Raw genomic sequence first — 14,835 nt, forward strand, 5'->3', positions numbered from 1 at the left:
AGAAATTTTATACTAGGGCTTGCGATTTAGGAAATGAAGTGGCTTGCACGATGAAATAAAATTTAAAAACAATGCCTGGTTTTAAAATTGGGCATTGTTTGGAAGCTTAAAATATGCTCTCGACGCTTCCCGTGGTCGAGGCGGGTCGCGCAGCTCAAATTTAACTCGGACGAAAGTGGATAAGATGATGAAGTGGCGACTAACCTGCTTTTTTGCTTGGATCTTGATTATGGGCTCTATCGTTTTTGAGCTGAAATTGACGGGTCGCGACCCGGTCGGAAGGCAGATAATAGCGCTCGTAGCTTTTACGATAACGCTCGCGTTCTATCCCAGGGTGTTATTTGAGGGCGATAAAAGGACGGCTATCGTTTTGCTGGTTTTTGCCGCGATATCGGTTCGCGAGACTCTTTTTCTAAAACGCCGCAAATCCTCGCAAAATCAAGCTAAATTTAACTATCCCTGCCGCCGTATTATCAAAGTAAATTTACAAAGGAGCGGGCGCGAGCGGTATTTATGATATTTATGTTGGGCTTGCGGCGCAGCCTTACGTGATCGAGGTGGCGAAAACGCCGACTAAGACAAGAGGGACTTGAGGCTTTGCGTCTTAAAAAGGGATCAAAAGGCCTGCTAAAAAAGCGACCGACTTTGTAAACGGCGCTAAAGCAAACGGCGACAAACCGCAGTTTTAGCGGTTTTGCGGGCGGATTTTACGTTCAAATTCGCCGCGTCGGTTCTGGCTTGCGTTGGCAAAACGGCTAGATTGCAAGTTAAATTTAGCTTCAAAATTTAAATTTGCCGTAGTTCAAATTTGCGGTCAAATTTGACGTTTCGAGCGCTAAAATCGCCGTGCCAAAGCCGCCCGATTTTAAATTCGCGGCGAGCCGATTTGCTTTTAGAGCTTAAATTTGGTGCTGCCGGCAAAGCCTTAAAATTAATCCAAATTTAACTCCTTTATCAAATTTAAGAACTTAAGCCCCAATGACGCAGGCGACGCAAATTTAAATTCTTTCAAATTTGGCTTGTATTTTTGCGTTTTGCGTTTTTGCGGCGCGGGTTTAGCCGGGGATTGGCGTACAAATTTGCTGCAAAAAGCGGATAAAATAAGCAATATTTTTATTACAAGTTTAGCACGGAGGTCAAATTTGTGCTCAAATTTAAACGGCGAGCAGGGCGCGTGCACGACTAAAAGCGCCAAAACGCTGCAAAATAGCCTCCGCGACTCTCGCTCGCGCCGGCGGCGGCAAAAATGCGCTTTCAGTTTAAAATTCCCGATTTTTTGCTATAATCGCCACGTTTCATTTTAATTTTTTAAGGATTTTAATTGCACCCCAGTAGCGCCGACTCGCTTTTTATGATCGCCCTCGCGTTTTTCTTCGTATTTCTAAACGCTTTTTTCGTCTTATCAGAATTTTCCATAGTCAAAGTCCGCAAGACTCGCCTAGAGGAGCTTGCTAAGGACAAAGTGCCAAACGCGAAAACCGCGCTTGATATGTCAAACAACCTCGACACCTACCTCTCCGCCACACAGCTGGGCATCACGCTAAGCTCGCTAGCTCTTGGTTGGATCGGCGAGCCTGCGGTAGCTAGGCTGATAGAAGAACCGCTAAAAACATACTTTAATCTAAACGATATATTAGTCCATACCGTCGCGTTTGCGATCGCGTTTACGCTGATCACGCTCATGCACGTGGTGCTAGGCGAGCTAGTGCCAAAGTCCGTCGCCATCGCAAAATCAGAAAAAGCAGTCCTAGCCATCGCGCGTCCGCTACATGTATTTTGGGTAGTTTTCTCGCCGCTTATCAAGACTTTTGATTTCTTAGCCGGCGTTTCGCTTAAAATTTTGGGTATCAAACCAGCCAAAGAGAGCGAGCTAGCCCACTCCGAAGAAGAGATAAAAATCATCGTGGGCGAGAGCCTAAAGGGCGGCGTTTTAGATAGCTTTGAGACCGAGATCATCAAAAAAGCGGTCGATTTCTCCGACACGGTGGCTAAAGAGATCATGACTCCGCGCCGCGATATGGTCTGCATAAACAAGCAAAAAAGCTACGAAGAAAACATCAAAGTGATCTTTGACTCCAAATATACGCGCTACCCCTACATCGACGGTAGCAAGGACGCAATCCTTGGAATGATCCATATTAGAGATATCTTGCAAATCGATCTTGGTAATAAAAAGCGCGAATTTGACAGCATCGTGCGTAAATTCGTCATCGTTCCCGAAAACCTCTCGATATCTAAAATCTTAGTCATGATGAACAAGCAGCAAATCTCCGCCGCTCTAGTCGTGGACGAATACGGCGGCACGGCGGGTCTGCTAACGATGGAAGACATAATGGAAGAGATCCTAGGCGACTTTAATGACGAGCACGACGACGCCGACCCGCATTACAAAAAAATCAACGAAAATATCTACGAGTTTCAGGGGCGCTTTGATTTAGAGAGCGTCGAAGAGCTGATGGGGATAAGCTTTGCCGACGAGACCGAGGAGCTAACGATCGGCGGGTATGTCTTTAATCTCATCGGACGCTTGCCGGTCGTAGGCGACAAGATCGAGGACGAAAACTGCTACTACGAGGTGCGCAAGATGGATGGCGCTAGCATCTCAAGCGTCAAAGTGCGCAGAAAATTTGAGCAAAAAGAGGACGAGGACTAGGCAAATTTGCGCTTTGCCTTTGCGGGCGGGGCGTAAATTCGGTTTTAAATTTGAGATGCGGAAGCGGATTCTCAAATTTAAGTCGGTCTAAAATTTGAAAACGCAGCCGCATTTGAAACCGGCACAAATTTAAGCCGTTTCGTCAAATTTGAGTTTGCGGCATTTGCGCTAAATTTATCGCCGTTTGGCCGAGTCTTGCGGGATTGTCGTTAAAGTTTATCGCCGGCTTTAGTTAGGCTAGATTTTCAAATTTACGCAAAGCATAAATTTAAATTTGCCTTGCTAAATTTAAGCCGATTTTTATCTCAGACTCTCTCAAAATCCACAAATTTAATCTAACTTTTTAGCTTATTTTGATAAACTTCGCGAAATTTAATAAGAGATAAAAATTAAATTCTATATTTTGAAATTTATAAAACAAATTTAACACAGGAGGACAGATGAGAGTAGTTCAAGCGGAATTAATCTCCAAAACCGTCAGCGAGCTTTGCAAAGAGGCCTGTTACGTCGTAACGCCCGATATGAGAGCGGCTTTTGAAAAAGCTAGAGAAAACGAGAGCTCGCCGATAGGCAAAGACATCCTAGGCAAGGTACTCCAAAACGCCGATCTAGCGCAGAAGCGCATCGCGCCGATCTGCCAAGACACGGGCATGGCGGTCGTGTTCGTCGATATCGGGCAGGACGTGCATATCGAGGGCGGATTTTTAGAAGACGCGATCAACGAGGGCGTAAAAGACGGCTACGTGGGCGGCTACCTGCGCAAATCAGTCGTAAACGACCCGATCTTTGAGCGTAAAAACACGACCAATAACACCCCCGCCGTCATAAACGTAAGGATAGTAAGAGGCGATAAAATCCACATAAAAGTGGCTCCAAAAGGCTTTGGTAGCGAGAACAAATCAGCTCTAAAGATGCTAGTACCCGCAGACGGCCTAGAGGGCGTGAAAAAGGTATTTTTAGACACCGTTAAGCTAGCGGGTCCAAACGCCTGTCCTCCGATGGTGATCGGCGTGGGCATAGGCGGCACGATGGATAAGGCCGCGCTAATGGCAAAATACGCCGCCGCTCGCGACGCAGACAGCAAAAACCCAGACCCGAGATACGCCAAACTAGAGGAGGAGCTACTAGAGCTCGCCTGCAAAACGGGCGTCGGACCGCAAGGACTAGGCGGCGACACGACCGCGGTAAAAGTAAACATCGAGTGGTACCCGACCCACATCGCGGGCCTGCCGGTCGCTATCAACATCAACTGCCACGCCGCTCGCCACGCCGAAGCTGAAATTTAAGGAGAAAAGATGTCAGAAGTAAAAAAGATAACCGCGCCGTTTGATAAAGATGTCGTAAAAAGCCTAAAAGCTGGCGACAACGTGCTAATAAGCGGCACCATCATCGCAGCTCGCGACGCCGCGCACAAGGCGCTAACCGAGACTTTGGCTCGCGGCGAGGCCTTGCCCGTAAATTTAGCCGGCGAGACGATCTACTACCTAGGACCGAGCCCCGCAAAACCGGGCGACGTCATAGGCGCTGCGGGACCGACTACTAGCGGACGCATGGATAAATACACTCCGACGATGATAAACGAAGTAGGCATCAACGGCATGATCGGCAAGGGCTACCGCTCCGACGCCGTCGTCGAAGCGATGAAAAAATCAGGCTGCGTCTATATGGTCGCTATCGGGGGTGCCGGCGCGCTAATCAGCCAAAGTATCAAAAAGTACGAAGTGCTAGCCTATCCAGAGCTTGGCCCCGAGGCGGTCGCGAGGCTCACGGTTGAGGATTTTCCTGCTATCGTAGCGATAGATAGCGAGGGCAATAACTTCTACGAAGCAGGACAAGCTCCGTATAAAAAAATATAAATTTCTAGGCGCGGGTTATCGCTAGCTCGCGCCTCGATCCACTCGCCGCTCTTGGTTTGCGTGCCGTTTGAAAGTAGGCAAATTTGAAACCAAACGGCGCGTTAAACTCTCAAATTTTACGCTCACTCTTTAAAAATTTTGCCGTAATTGCTCGGATACGCTTTTTTCAAAGATTTCTTGATCTTAGCTTTTAGCGAGCCTCCGTCGCTAAGCTTTACGTCGCCAAATAGGCAATCTTTATCGCAGATTAGGCGCAAAGTTACGTCCCGTTTTTCGCCGAATAGCTCAAATTTCACTCGCACTTCGTTTTCCGAAACAGCTTTTGCGCTAAAGTTTTTGAGCTCTTCAATCTCGTGCGAGCCTATAAAAGGGTCGAGATCCAGATCGGACGATACGTGCTCTATACCGCTCAGACGTCCGAGCGCAGAGCCGAACTGATCGTAAATGAGCCCGTCAATCTTGGGTGTTAGCTACTCCGAGGTGATGGGTTGCACTTCGCAGTTGCCGTAGTTTGTTTGGTAAAAATCGATTACCGTTTTTTCCATTAGCGAGGCTTTCGTCGTTTGAGCGCTTAGATTTGGGCCGCCGAGTCTGCAAAAAATCACCGCCAAAAGGCAAAATTTAGATACTTTCATGACCTTCCTTTTAAATTTGGCGGTTGCGTGATTTTGGCGTTATTGGGGTTAAATTTTGCTCATCTTTGCGGGACTAGGTTTGGCGTAATAAATTGCGAGTCAAATTTGAGCAAACCGACGTTAATCTCAAATTTGCGTTAGCCTTCGAGCCGTCAAATTTACTCGGACGGCTCGTTAAATTTGGCGGCGATCACTCCGCAGTGCTGTTTATGTAGCTGTTTTCGGAGATCTGCGTCCAGACCCTAGCCTTTTTCATAAAGGCTTTTTGCGAGTCCAAAATTTCCTTAAACGTCGCGTCTTTGGCCGAGAGCTCGTCTAGGATCTCGTCCGTGGCTTTGCGCAGCGCGGCTATGATTTCCGGCGGAAACGAGGCGATTTTAACGTCCGGGTGCTCGCTTTTGATTTTATCAAGGACTAGCGAGTTTTGATAAACCGCCGACTCGTAGACGTCGGCCGCTACGGCCTTGGTCGCGGTTTCTACGATAGCTTGGAGATCGGCGGGTAGCTTGTCCCAGAGCTTTTTGTTGATGTAGAATTCATTTTCGCTAGCAGGCTCCTGCCAGCCGGTGTAGTAAAATTTAGCCACCTTTTGAAAGCCGAAATTTATATCGATCGCAGGGCAGACCCACTCGACGGCGTCGATCGTGTTCATCTCCATCGACATGTAAAGCTCGCCGATCGGGACGGTGTTAATGCTAGCTCCCAGCTTTGCCATTATCTCGCCGCCAAGCCCGGCCATGCGCAGTTTTAGTCCCTTTAGATCGTCCGCGCTTTTGATCTCTTTTTTAAACCAGCCGCCCATTTGCATGCCGAAATTTCCGCCGTGAAAGGTCACGATGCCGTACTCGTTAAAGACCTTTTGCGCAAGCTCTTTGCCTCCGCCGTATGCGTACCAGGCGTCCTGCTCAGCCTTGTTCATGCCAAAAGGCACAGTCGTGAAGAGCATGAGCTTGGTATCCTTGCCCTTATAAAAGTAGCTCGCGGTGAAAGCCGCGTCGTACTGGGCGCTTTTGACCATATCAAGCAGCGCAAACGCCGCCTTGTGCTTGGACGGATAGTCGACGCGAACCTCTATACGGCCGTCGCTCATCTTTTCCACGAGCTCTTTAAATTTCTTTGGAGCTTCGCCTAGTACGGGCACGTTGCTCTCGTAGGTGGAGGCGAGCTTGATCTTGTATTTTTCCGCAGCCTGCGCGCTGATCATCATAGTAGCGCATAGGGCTAGAGCTGAAAATAGTTTCATTTTTTCTCCTTTCGGTTTTAAATTTACCGATTATAGAGCTTTGTATTATATTTTTTGATTAATTTTGAAATTTAAGTTACAAAAATCTATACAAAGTAAGTAAAAAAGTAAATAAATTTATAAAATGTTACGAAAGTTAAATTTTGCTACTTGCGGATAAATTTGACGGTTGCCGCCGTTAAAACGGTGATGCCTAGGTTAGGGCTTGACAAATTTTTCTAAGCCGTCGGCAAATCGGCCTGCGAACAAGGCTTAAGATAAGCAGGTCGCCAGACGCGATGCATAAAAATCGGCGGTTTAAATTTACCCGCGCTTTTGGGGCAAAATAAGGCAAACTCGCGGTAAAAATATACGCTAGCGCGCTTTTAGGCTAAATTTTAACGACTTTATGAGCCGTAAATGCTAAATCAAAGTAGCGGCGCCTGTGTTTGCGGCGGTAATTTGCAGGCAAAATTTACCGCGGCTTCGGCAAATCGTCCTATGCTTTAGGCCGCTTGCGCCGTTGCCGAGTAAATTTAGCGACGGTTTGTGTTTGTAAGCGTTTTTTCTAAATTTAGGCAATTTTCGTTTAAGTGACAACAAAATTTAAGCGTAGGATTTAACAAGACGGCTTTTTGATAATTTTGCCAGGCGAAATTTGTAAAATTTAAGTTCCAAAACGCGCGATTGAAGCCCAAATTTAAACCGCCTAGCGCAAAAGCGGCAAACCGGAGAAAGCGGATAGCTTCAAAAAGTCGGCAAGATAAATCTTCGTTAGGGTTCAGCCAGAGTATTTTGCGCGAGGCTTACCGTTAGCTTTGGTTTGCGCGAGGTTTGTCGCCAAGTTTGCAAGTTTTTGACAAAAGCCCGCGATTTCGCGCTTGCCGGTATAAATTTATGGATTAAATTTACCGCGGCGCTTTGGATGAATCTTGCTCGTCTTGCCGTCAAATCCGCGCTTTGCGGCAAAAATTTACTAAATTTAGCCGCGATTTTAGCCGAATTTAAAAGAGCGTAAAAAAAATTAAAGTCGGTAAATTTAAATTTCGGTCTTGAGGTCAGACGCGCCTTTGATCTCGTCGTCGCAAATCTCGCAAAAGCGCGTCAGCAGCGAAAAGAGTTTTTCGGTATTTTTCTCGCCGAGCCTAGCAAACACCCGCTCGCCCAGCTCATCGCTAGCGCGCGTGATAGGCTCTGCCGCCTCGCGCCCCTTTTGCGTGAGGCTCATCGCGCGCTCCCTTTTATCAGTGCTTTGCTCGCTTGGCTGTACTAGCCCTTTTTGACGAAAATCTTTACAAACGTTAAAGACCGTTTGTTTTGGTATGAGCCATTCTTGGCCGATCTTTTTTTGCGTCGAACTGCCGTCTTTTGCTAGCGTGTAAAGCACCGCAAATTCGCTGTAGCTAAGCCCTGTTTTAGCGATCAGCGCGTCTATGCGCTCGTTAATCTCGCTGATTTTTTTTGCCTAGGTCGTCAAAGTTATACATCGTTTTCCTTTTTTATTTTTGGGTGAATTTTAGTAAAATCCCAAAATATTTTCAAGGTTTTAGGATTGACTTTTGGTCCTAAATTTTGCTAATATGATAAATTTTAAGACTAATTTTAAGGGAAATTTTATGAAATTCGGCAAAATTTTAAAGGCGTGTTTTTTATCGTTTGCGCTGGTTTTGACCGCGCAACAAACGGCGGCGGCGCAGGAAAATAAATCGGCGCAAGAAACGCCGCCGCAAAACAAGCAAACGGCTCAAGCGGGCCTAAAAGACGGCGACGCTAGCAAATCAATCGTCGGCCAAGACGGCGGAAATTCGGACGCTAGGCAAAATCAAAACGAAGAAGCCATAAAGCTCACGGTCGTCTCGCCCAAGATCGTAAAATTTAGCCCAAAGCTAAATTTGCACGGCGAGCTGGTCGCTAAAGACGACGTTGCCGTGGGCTCGGCGCTGCAAGGCCAACAAATCGCCCAGATCTTAGCCGAAGTCGGTGAAAAAGTGCAAAAGAGGCAAATTTTAGCCCTACTAGATAATGCTGGCGTAAAAGCGAAATTTGACCAGCAAACCGCCGCGCTAGAGGCCGCAAAGCAAAATTTAAACTCCGCTAAGGCCGCCTTTAGCGAGGCTAGCTCCGCGCTAAAGCGAGCCAAAAGCTTAGCCGCAAAAAAGGCTATCAGCTCGCAAGAGCTCGAACAAGCAAGCGCAAAAGAAGCAAGCGCCAGAGCCAATCTAAACTCCGCAAAAGCCCAAATCTCGCAGATAGAAGCGCAGATCGCAGAGGCCAAAGATCAGCTTGGCAAAGCTAGCGTGATAGCGCCCGTTAGCGGCGTCGTAACGGCCAAAAAAGCTCAAATCGGCGCGCTAACTAGCGGCGAGGCTTTGTTTAACATCGCAAAAGACGGCGTCATCGAGCTATCTGCGGATGCGGATGCAGCCGAGCTAGCGCAGATAAGAGTCGGTATGAGCGCTCAGGCTCAAATTTACGGCGTAAAAGAGGCCGTAAACGGCAAGGTGCGGCTAGTGCCTGTTAGCGTGGATACGAGCTCGCGCCTAGGTAAGGTCAAAATTTCGCTGGACGGCGGGGCTAAATTTATCGGTTCGTACGCCAAGGCTGTCATCGACCTGCCCGAATTTAGCGCATTAGCGCTGCCCGCGCAGGCGGTTTCGTTTACGGAGGCAGGTGCGTTTGCAACGCTAATAAAAGACGGCAAGGCGCAGAAGCGAAAAATCCAAACCGGACTTAGAGTAAACGGGCTAGTGCAGGTAATCACAGGCGTTAGCGAGGACGATGAGGTCGCGCTAAAAGCCGCCGCGCTGGTAAACGACGGCGAAGCGGCGCAAAGGGGCGCGGAGTGAAAATTTCGTCTTGGGCGATCCGTCATCCTATCCCTATTATCGTGCTTTTTATCGCGCTTAGCTTAGGCGGCGTAGCGTCGTTTTTGCGCCTACCGATAAACGCGAACCCAAACGTAAATTTTCCTATCGTTAGCGTCACGGTCACGCAGACCGGCGCGTCGCCTACTCAGCTGGAAAGCTCGACTACTAGGCGCATAGAAGACGCCGTGAGCGGGCTGGCGGACGTGAGGCACGTTAGCTCTACGATCTCCGAGGGCAGCTCGGCTACGACGGTGGAGTTTGCCATCGAGACGGATGTCGATAGAGCCGTAAACGACGTGCGAAACGCCGTGGTGCAGATCAGAGACGAACTACCGGCCGGCATCGATACGCCGCTAGTAGAGCGCATGGACGTCGAGGGCGGGGCGCTCGCGTTTTATTCGGTAGGAAGCGTAAATTTAGACCAAAGCGAGATATCGCACCTGATAGATAACGAGATAAAAAGGCGGCTGCTAGCGATCCCAGGCGTTCAGCAGGTAAAGCGCCTAGGCGGCGTTACGCGCGAGATTAGGGTGCTTTTAGACCCCGCCGCGCTTAGCTCGCTAAAGATAGACGCGGCTTATATTAACAAGCAGCTTGCGCAAAATAACGCCGATTTGCCCGCGGGCAGGACGGTTTTAGACGGCGCGGAAAACAGCCTGCGCGTAACGGGCGGCGCAAAGAGTATAGAGGGGTTAGCGGATACCCCTATCCGACTAGAGGGCGGCGGTAGCGTCCGTCTAGGCGATATCGCTCGCGTAGAGGACTCGCACGCCGAGGTTAGGTCGCGCTCTAGGATGGACGGGCTGGAGACGGCGGGATTTAGCGTCTCGCGCTCAAAAGCCGCCAGCGACACGGTCGTGATGCAAAAGGTTGGGGAGGAGCTGGCTAAATTTACCGCAGAGCATGCGGAAGTAAAGATAGACGAGATATACACCTCGGCGAACGAGACTAAGCAAAGCTACGACCAAACGATCTGGATGCTAGCCGAGGGCGCGATACTGACGGTTTTGGTCGTGTTTATTTTCTTGAGAGACGCGAGAGCGACTCTGGTGGCTGCCGTGTCGCTGCCTCTTTCGATCTTGCCGACGTTTGCGGCGCTTTATCTGCTGGACTATACGCTAAACGGCATCACGCTGCTAGCTTTGATGCTAGTTATCGGCATACTCGTAGACGACGCAATCGTGGAGATAGAAAATATCAAAAAACACCTAGCCCTAGGCAAACGCCCGTACCAAGCCGCCATCGACGCGGCTGATGATATCGGCTTTGCGGTGGTTGCCATTACGCTAACGATAGTGGCGATATTTTTGCCCGTTAGCTTTATCGGCGGGGGCATCGGGCAGTACTTTAGGCAGTTTGGCATAACCGTCGCGGCGGCGGTTTTGGCTTCTCTTTTAGTAGCGCGCTTAGCCACTCCGCTACTAGCGGCCTACATCCTAAAACCCGAGGCCAAAGAGGAGCGCGAAGCGGGCAAGCTAAAGGCTGCCTATCTAAATTTGCTAAATTTCACGCTAGATCACCGTAAATTTACGCTTTTTATCGGCTTTTTGCTATTGCTGGGCTCGTTTGCGCTAATACCGCTTTTGCCGACGGGATTTTTGCCTCAAAGCGACGCCGGCAGAAGTAGTGTAAATATCACTCTAACTCCCGGCTCTACGCTAGAGCAAACCGATGAGAGGCTGCTAAATTTAACCCGCGTCGTTAAGCAAAATCCGGCCGTGCAGTCCGTTTTTGCTATAGCCGGGGGCGGCGGCGAAACGCACAAGGGCGAGCTGCTAATCACGCTAAAACCGCACAAGCAGCGCGACGTTACGCAAAAGGAGTTTGAAAACGAACTGCGGGCGGAGCTGGCTAAATTTAGCGATATGAGATTTGCCTTCGCTAACGATATGGCCGCGCGCGATATCTCGGTAATCTTAACCGGCGAGGACGCGGATGCGCTCTCTAAAACCGCCGCGCTGATAAAATCCCAAATGAGCGGAGTTGCCGGCGCGAAAAACGCTCAAGTAAACGAGCCTTTGCAAAAGCCCGAAATCCGCGTAAATTTAATCAAAAAAGAGGCCGCTAGGCTAGGCGTGAGCCACCAAGCCGTAGCCGAAGCTCTGCGTATCGCTACCGTGGGCGACACGGACGCGGCGTCGGCGAAATTTGACCTACCCGACCGCCAAGTGCCTATCCGCGTGAGCCTAGAGGAGGACGCTAGAAACGACCTTGAAGTCCTGCGTAAAATTTACGTCCAAAGCGCGGCGGGAGCAGCCCTGCCGCTCTCAAGCGTAGCTCAAATCTCGTATTCGCAAGGCGCTGCTAGCATAGATAGATTTGATAAACGCCGCAAGATCGCGCTCGAGGCCGATTTGCAGCCAGGATTTACCGTAGGCGAGGTTTTGGAGCAAATTTACGCGCTGCCCGCGATGAAAAACTTGCCCTCTGGCATCTCGTCGCCCGAGTACGGCGATAGCGAGTATATGAGCGAGATGTTTGAGCAGTTTGGTATCGCGCTTGGCTTTGGCGTGACGATGTTTTTGCTGGTTTTGGTCGTGCTTTTTCGCGATTTTTTGCAGCCCGCTACGATATTTATCGCGCTTCCGCTTTCTATCGGCGGCGCTGCGGGCGGGTTGCTGCTTTACGGCGGGGCGCTTGATCTATCCGCCGTCATCGGCATCTTAATGCTCATGGCTATCGTGGGTAAAAACTCGATCTTGCTCGTTGATTTCGTCATCGAAAAGCGCCTGCGCGGAAGCGGCGTCAGGCAGGCTTTGCTAAGCTCGGGCGCGGAGAGGGCGCGGCCTATCGTGATGACTACGATAGCCATGATCGCCGGCATGGCGCCTGCGGTGTTTGCTAGCGGCTCTGGCGCGGAGTTTCGCGCGACGATGTCGGTAGCCGTGATTTGCGGACTAGCCGTTTCTACGCTGCTTAGCCTCGTTTTCGTGCCGACTGTTTATTCTATCGTGGACGATGCGAAAAGATTCCTCGGCAAGCGTCTTTCTAAACTCACGTCCGTAACCGAGCAAGATAAGCAAAACGCGGCAGGGTAGGAAGCTTGTTAAATTTAGCGCGTAAATTTATCGCTTTTTTCCGCGCGGATTAAATTTGAGCCTGGGTTTTACGGCTAAATTTAGCTAAATTTGCAAGCCAAAAGCCTAAATTTACGCGGCTTAATAATACCCTAGGCACATCGTTTCTGTTAGCTTTATGCGCTTTTCAAGCGGTTCGGGCGAGAAAAACGAGCACTTTTCGATGTAAATTCTATAGCCGTAGTCAAGTCCGAAATCATCGTAAAATTTCTTTAAATTTATAAATTTTATCCCGCAAATTTCGCGTAGATCAAAAAGCGGATAGAGCTTGGAGCCGTTTTTGGCGACTAGGTGCGAGGGCGCTAGCGTCGTAAACGAGCAAAACGCCGACGTGAGCGTTAGTCCGGCTAGGTCGCTGCAGCGCGCGGCCGCCTCGCAAAATCGTGCGGGGATGCTTTTTTTATGCAGAAAAACGGTGCGCGAGTTTTCAAATTTAGCGCAGATCGCGCCGCTCCAAAACAGATACGCGTTGCCCGAGATTTCGGCGTTTTTCGCAAATTCGCAGCCAAGAACGTAATCGTCTAAAAACTCGTTTGGAGCAAGGGTGATTTTCATATTTTTAGCGCCTTTTTACGGGAAATTATAGCTAAATTTGCAAATTCGGCGCTAAACTGCTAATATTCGCGAAAATTTTTACAAAGGACGAAAATGAAAAAGGTTATCTCTACAAAAGATGCCCCGCAAGCGATCGGACCGTATTCGCAAGCGATCGCGGCTAACGGATTTCTGTTTATTTCAGGGCAGTTAGGCGTGACCCCTAGCGGCGAATTTGCGGGCGCGGACGTAAAATCGCAGGCGCAAAGATCGCTTCAAAATTTGCAAGCGATTTTGAGCGAAGCGGGGCTTGGCTTTGAGAGCGTAGTAAAAACGACGATTTTTCTAGCAGATATCGCGGACTTTGCGGCGGTAAACGAAATTTACGCCGATTTTTTTAAAGAGCCCTATCCGGCCCGCAGCACGGTTGCGGTAAAAACGCTGCCAAAGGGCGGTTTGGTCGAGATTGAGCTTATCGCGGCGACGAAGTAAAATTTAAAATAAGGAAAAAGATGAAAAAGGTTATATTTGCGCTTGCGGTCATTTTGATCGCGTTTTTTGGCGTCGCGTTTTACGGCTCGTCTAAGGCCAAAGAGTCCTACGATAGGGGCGTGGCTAGGCTAACGGGCGAAACTTTGAGCTTGCCGTTTATAGACCTAAAGGCAAACGTGACGCAAAACGAGTACGACAAAGGGCTGTTTAGTTCGCGCGCGACGCTTACATTTGAGCTAACCGACGGCAAAGATCCGGTAAAATTTGAGGCTAAAACCACGCTAAAGCATGGATTTGCCGAGATTTTTGGCGGATTTAAGGCACACAGCGATATCAAGGCTCTAACGCCCGAAGCCGCCGCCGAAGCTAAAAAGATATTCGGCACGGACGAGTTTTTGAGCGCCGACGTACTAATAAATTTAGATAAAACCCGCGACGTAACGCTAAATTTGGCTGAGATCAAAGTAGACGAGAGAAATTCGGATCTTGTTATCTCAAAGCCTTTTGCAAAGGCTCAAATCAAAGAAGATAAGATAAAATCCCTAGAAATCGGCGTCGGTAAAGTTAGCGGCGGCGATACGGACGACTCGGGCAAGTTTGCGATGGAAAACGCATCCATGCTCATCGAGCTTAGCGATTTTAAAAGCTTTAGCGATCTGGTTTCGTTTATAAATTTGCAAACCGCCTACGAAAATATATCTAAAGTAGGAATAAAGGTCGGCAAAATGAGCTTTAGCAACGCTAGAAGCTATGATTTTCCAAAAGCCGTCGGGATAACCGATATGGCGTTTTTAGCGCAGATTAAGCAAAATGCGGACGCAAATTTGCTCGATACGATGACGGAGGCTAACCTGGGCGCGCTAGAAATAGACGGCAAGAAAATCCTAACTCAGCTAAACGCCGCTATGAACGAAAAAAACGTAAACAAGCTTGCTATGGCGATGTATCTTAACGATCCTAAAGAATCAGCGGTTTATAAAATTTTAATGAGCGAAAACTACGTGCTGGAGGTTAAGAATTTTAGCTTTAAAAACCCGGGCGGCAAGGAGATCAAATTTAACGCCGTAGCCGACGCATCGGGACTGGGTGTCAAAAGCAAAACGCTAGAAAACGACGCAGATGTGGAAAAGGCGCTAAAGGCGGTTAAATTTGACGGCGAGCTAAAAGTGCAAGCCGCGTCTATAACGGAGTTTTTAAGCGAATATAAAGGGATAATGCCGGACAGGGATTTTAATGAAATGATTAACGGTATTAAGCCTTTTGAGGAGCGCATAAATTCGCTTTTTACTAAAGATGGCGAGTATATGAGCGCGAAATTTAAGCATGACGTCGGTAGCGATGATCTGCTGATAAACGATAAAATTTCGCTTAAAGAATTTATAATTAACCTGGCGGTAAATTAAGCCGCAGTAAAAGCAAGGGCGAAAAACTGCGCTCTTGCTTTTATTTTCATTCAAATCCAATACCACCCAAAAATCTTTTCCAAATTTTTTTAAATT

Annotated in this window: 14 protein-coding genes; 9 read left to right on the forward strand and 5 right to left on the reverse strand. The window is 48.6% G+C overall.

Annotated elements, in window-relative coordinates; translation table 11 throughout:
• Positions 1-175 precede the first annotated feature (175 nt).
• The 4 genes from QZ157_RS09940 to QZ157_RS09955 all read left to right on the forward strand — a co-directional run bounded on the left by QZ157_RS09940 (position 176) and on the right by QZ157_RS09955 (position 4,509).
• Positions 176-517 carry a hypothetical protein gene (locus tag QZ157_RS09940; protein ID WP_295145116.1) on the forward strand — a complete coding sequence of 114 codons (342 nt, stop codon included), beginning with the start codon at positions 176-178 and terminating at the stop codon, positions 515-517.
• An 804-nt stretch (positions 518-1,321) separates the two neighbouring features.
• Positions 1,322-2,653: a hemolysin family protein gene (locus QZ157_RS09945; RefSeq protein ID WP_295145118.1), complete on the forward strand. Its 1,332-nt coding sequence runs from the start codon at positions 1,322-1,324 to the stop codon at positions 2,651-2,653.
• 440 nt (positions 2,654-3,093) lie between these two features.
• On the forward strand, positions 3,094-3,939 hold the full coding sequence (locus tag QZ157_RS09950; protein WP_295145121.1) for a fumarate hydratase: 846 nt from the start codon (positions 3,094-3,096) through the stop codon (positions 3,937-3,939).
• A gap of 9 nt (positions 3,940-3,948) precedes the next feature.
• Positions 3,949-4,509 (forward strand): Fe-S-containing hydro-lyase, encoded by a 561-nt coding sequence (locus QZ157_RS09955; protein WP_295145123.1) that lies wholly within the window; start codon positions 3,949-3,951, stop codon positions 4,507-4,509.
• Positions 4,510-4,631: 122 nt separating this feature from the next.
• Here QZ157_RS09955 and QZ157_RS09960 read toward each other — a convergent pair whose 3' ends face one another.
• Together QZ157_RS09960 and QZ157_RS09965 are read right to left on the reverse strand one after the other, a co-directional pair.
• Positions 4,632-4,805 carry a hypothetical protein gene (locus tag QZ157_RS09960; RefSeq protein WP_295145126.1) on the reverse strand — a complete coding sequence of 58 codons (174 nt, stop codon included), beginning with the start codon at positions 4,803-4,805 and terminating at the stop codon, positions 4,632-4,634.
• Positions 4,806-4,979: 174 nt separating this feature from the next.
• Positions 4,980-5,144, reverse strand: coding sequence for a hypothetical protein (locus QZ157_RS09965; RefSeq protein WP_295145128.1), 165 nt, complete (start codon positions 5,142-5,144; stop codon positions 4,980-4,982).
• A 92-nt stretch (positions 5,145-5,236) separates the two neighbouring features.
• Here QZ157_RS09965 and QZ157_RS09970 point away from each other — a divergent pair, with 92 nt between their 5' ends.
• Positions 5,237-5,359, forward strand: a complete 123-nt coding sequence (locus tag QZ157_RS09970) for a hypothetical protein (protein WP_295145130.1) — start codon at positions 5,237-5,239, stop codon at positions 5,357-5,359.
• Here QZ157_RS09970 and dctP read toward each other — a convergent pair.
• Together dctP and QZ157_RS09980 are read right to left on the reverse strand one after the other, a co-directional pair.
• Positions 5,335-6,387: a TRAP transporter substrate-binding protein DctP gene (dctP, locus tag QZ157_RS09975; RefSeq protein ID WP_295145132.1), complete on the reverse strand. Its 1,053-nt coding sequence runs from the start codon at positions 6,385-6,387 to the stop codon at positions 5,335-5,337. The genes QZ157_RS09970 and dctP overlap by 25 nt on opposite strands.
• Positions 6,388-7,405: 1,018 nt before the next feature.
• Positions 7,406-7,753, reverse strand: a complete 348-nt coding sequence (locus QZ157_RS09980; protein WP_295145134.1) for a MarR family winged helix-turn-helix transcriptional regulator — start codon at positions 7,751-7,753, stop codon at positions 7,406-7,408.
• A gap of 229 nt (positions 7,754-7,982) precedes the next feature.
• Between QZ157_RS09980 and QZ157_RS09985 the strand changes: the two genes are divergently transcribed.
• Positions 7,983-9,212: an efflux RND transporter periplasmic adaptor subunit gene (locus tag QZ157_RS09985; protein WP_295145136.1), complete on the forward strand. Its 1,230-nt coding sequence runs from the start codon at positions 7,983-7,985 to the stop codon at positions 9,210-9,212.
• Positions 9,209-12,271, forward strand: a complete 3,063-nt coding sequence (locus tag QZ157_RS09990) for an efflux RND transporter permease subunit (RefSeq protein ID WP_295145138.1) — start codon at positions 9,209-9,211, stop codon at positions 12,269-12,271. The genes QZ157_RS09985 and QZ157_RS09990 overlap by 4 nt, the downstream gene beginning before the upstream one ends.
• Positions 12,272-12,391: 120 nt before the next feature.
• Here the strand turns inward: QZ157_RS09990 and QZ157_RS09995 are convergent, their stop codons facing one another.
• Positions 12,392-12,865 carry a cysteine permease gene (locus tag QZ157_RS09995; protein WP_295145141.1) on the reverse strand — a complete coding sequence of 158 codons (474 nt, stop codon included), beginning with the start codon at positions 12,863-12,865 and terminating at the stop codon, positions 12,392-12,394.
• A 93-nt stretch (positions 12,866-12,958) separates the two neighbouring features.
• Here QZ157_RS09995 and QZ157_RS10000 point away from each other — a divergent pair, with 93 nt between their 5' ends.
• Together QZ157_RS10000 and QZ157_RS10005 are read left to right on the forward strand one after the other, a co-directional pair.
• Entirely contained in the window at positions 12,959-13,336 is a 378-nt protein-coding gene (locus QZ157_RS10000; RefSeq protein WP_295145144.1) for a RidA family protein, read from the forward strand.
• 20 nt (positions 13,337-13,356) lie between these two features.
• Positions 13,357-14,739 (forward strand): DUF945 family protein, encoded by a 1,383-nt coding sequence (locus QZ157_RS10005; protein ID WP_295145146.1) that lies wholly within the window; start codon positions 13,357-13,359, stop codon positions 14,737-14,739.
• Positions 14,740-14,835 lie beyond the last annotated feature (96 nt).

Source organism: uncultured Campylobacter sp. (assembly GCF_905372745.1).
Classification (GTDB): Bacteria; Campylobacterota; Campylobacteria; order Campylobacterales; family Campylobacteraceae; genus Campylobacter_A.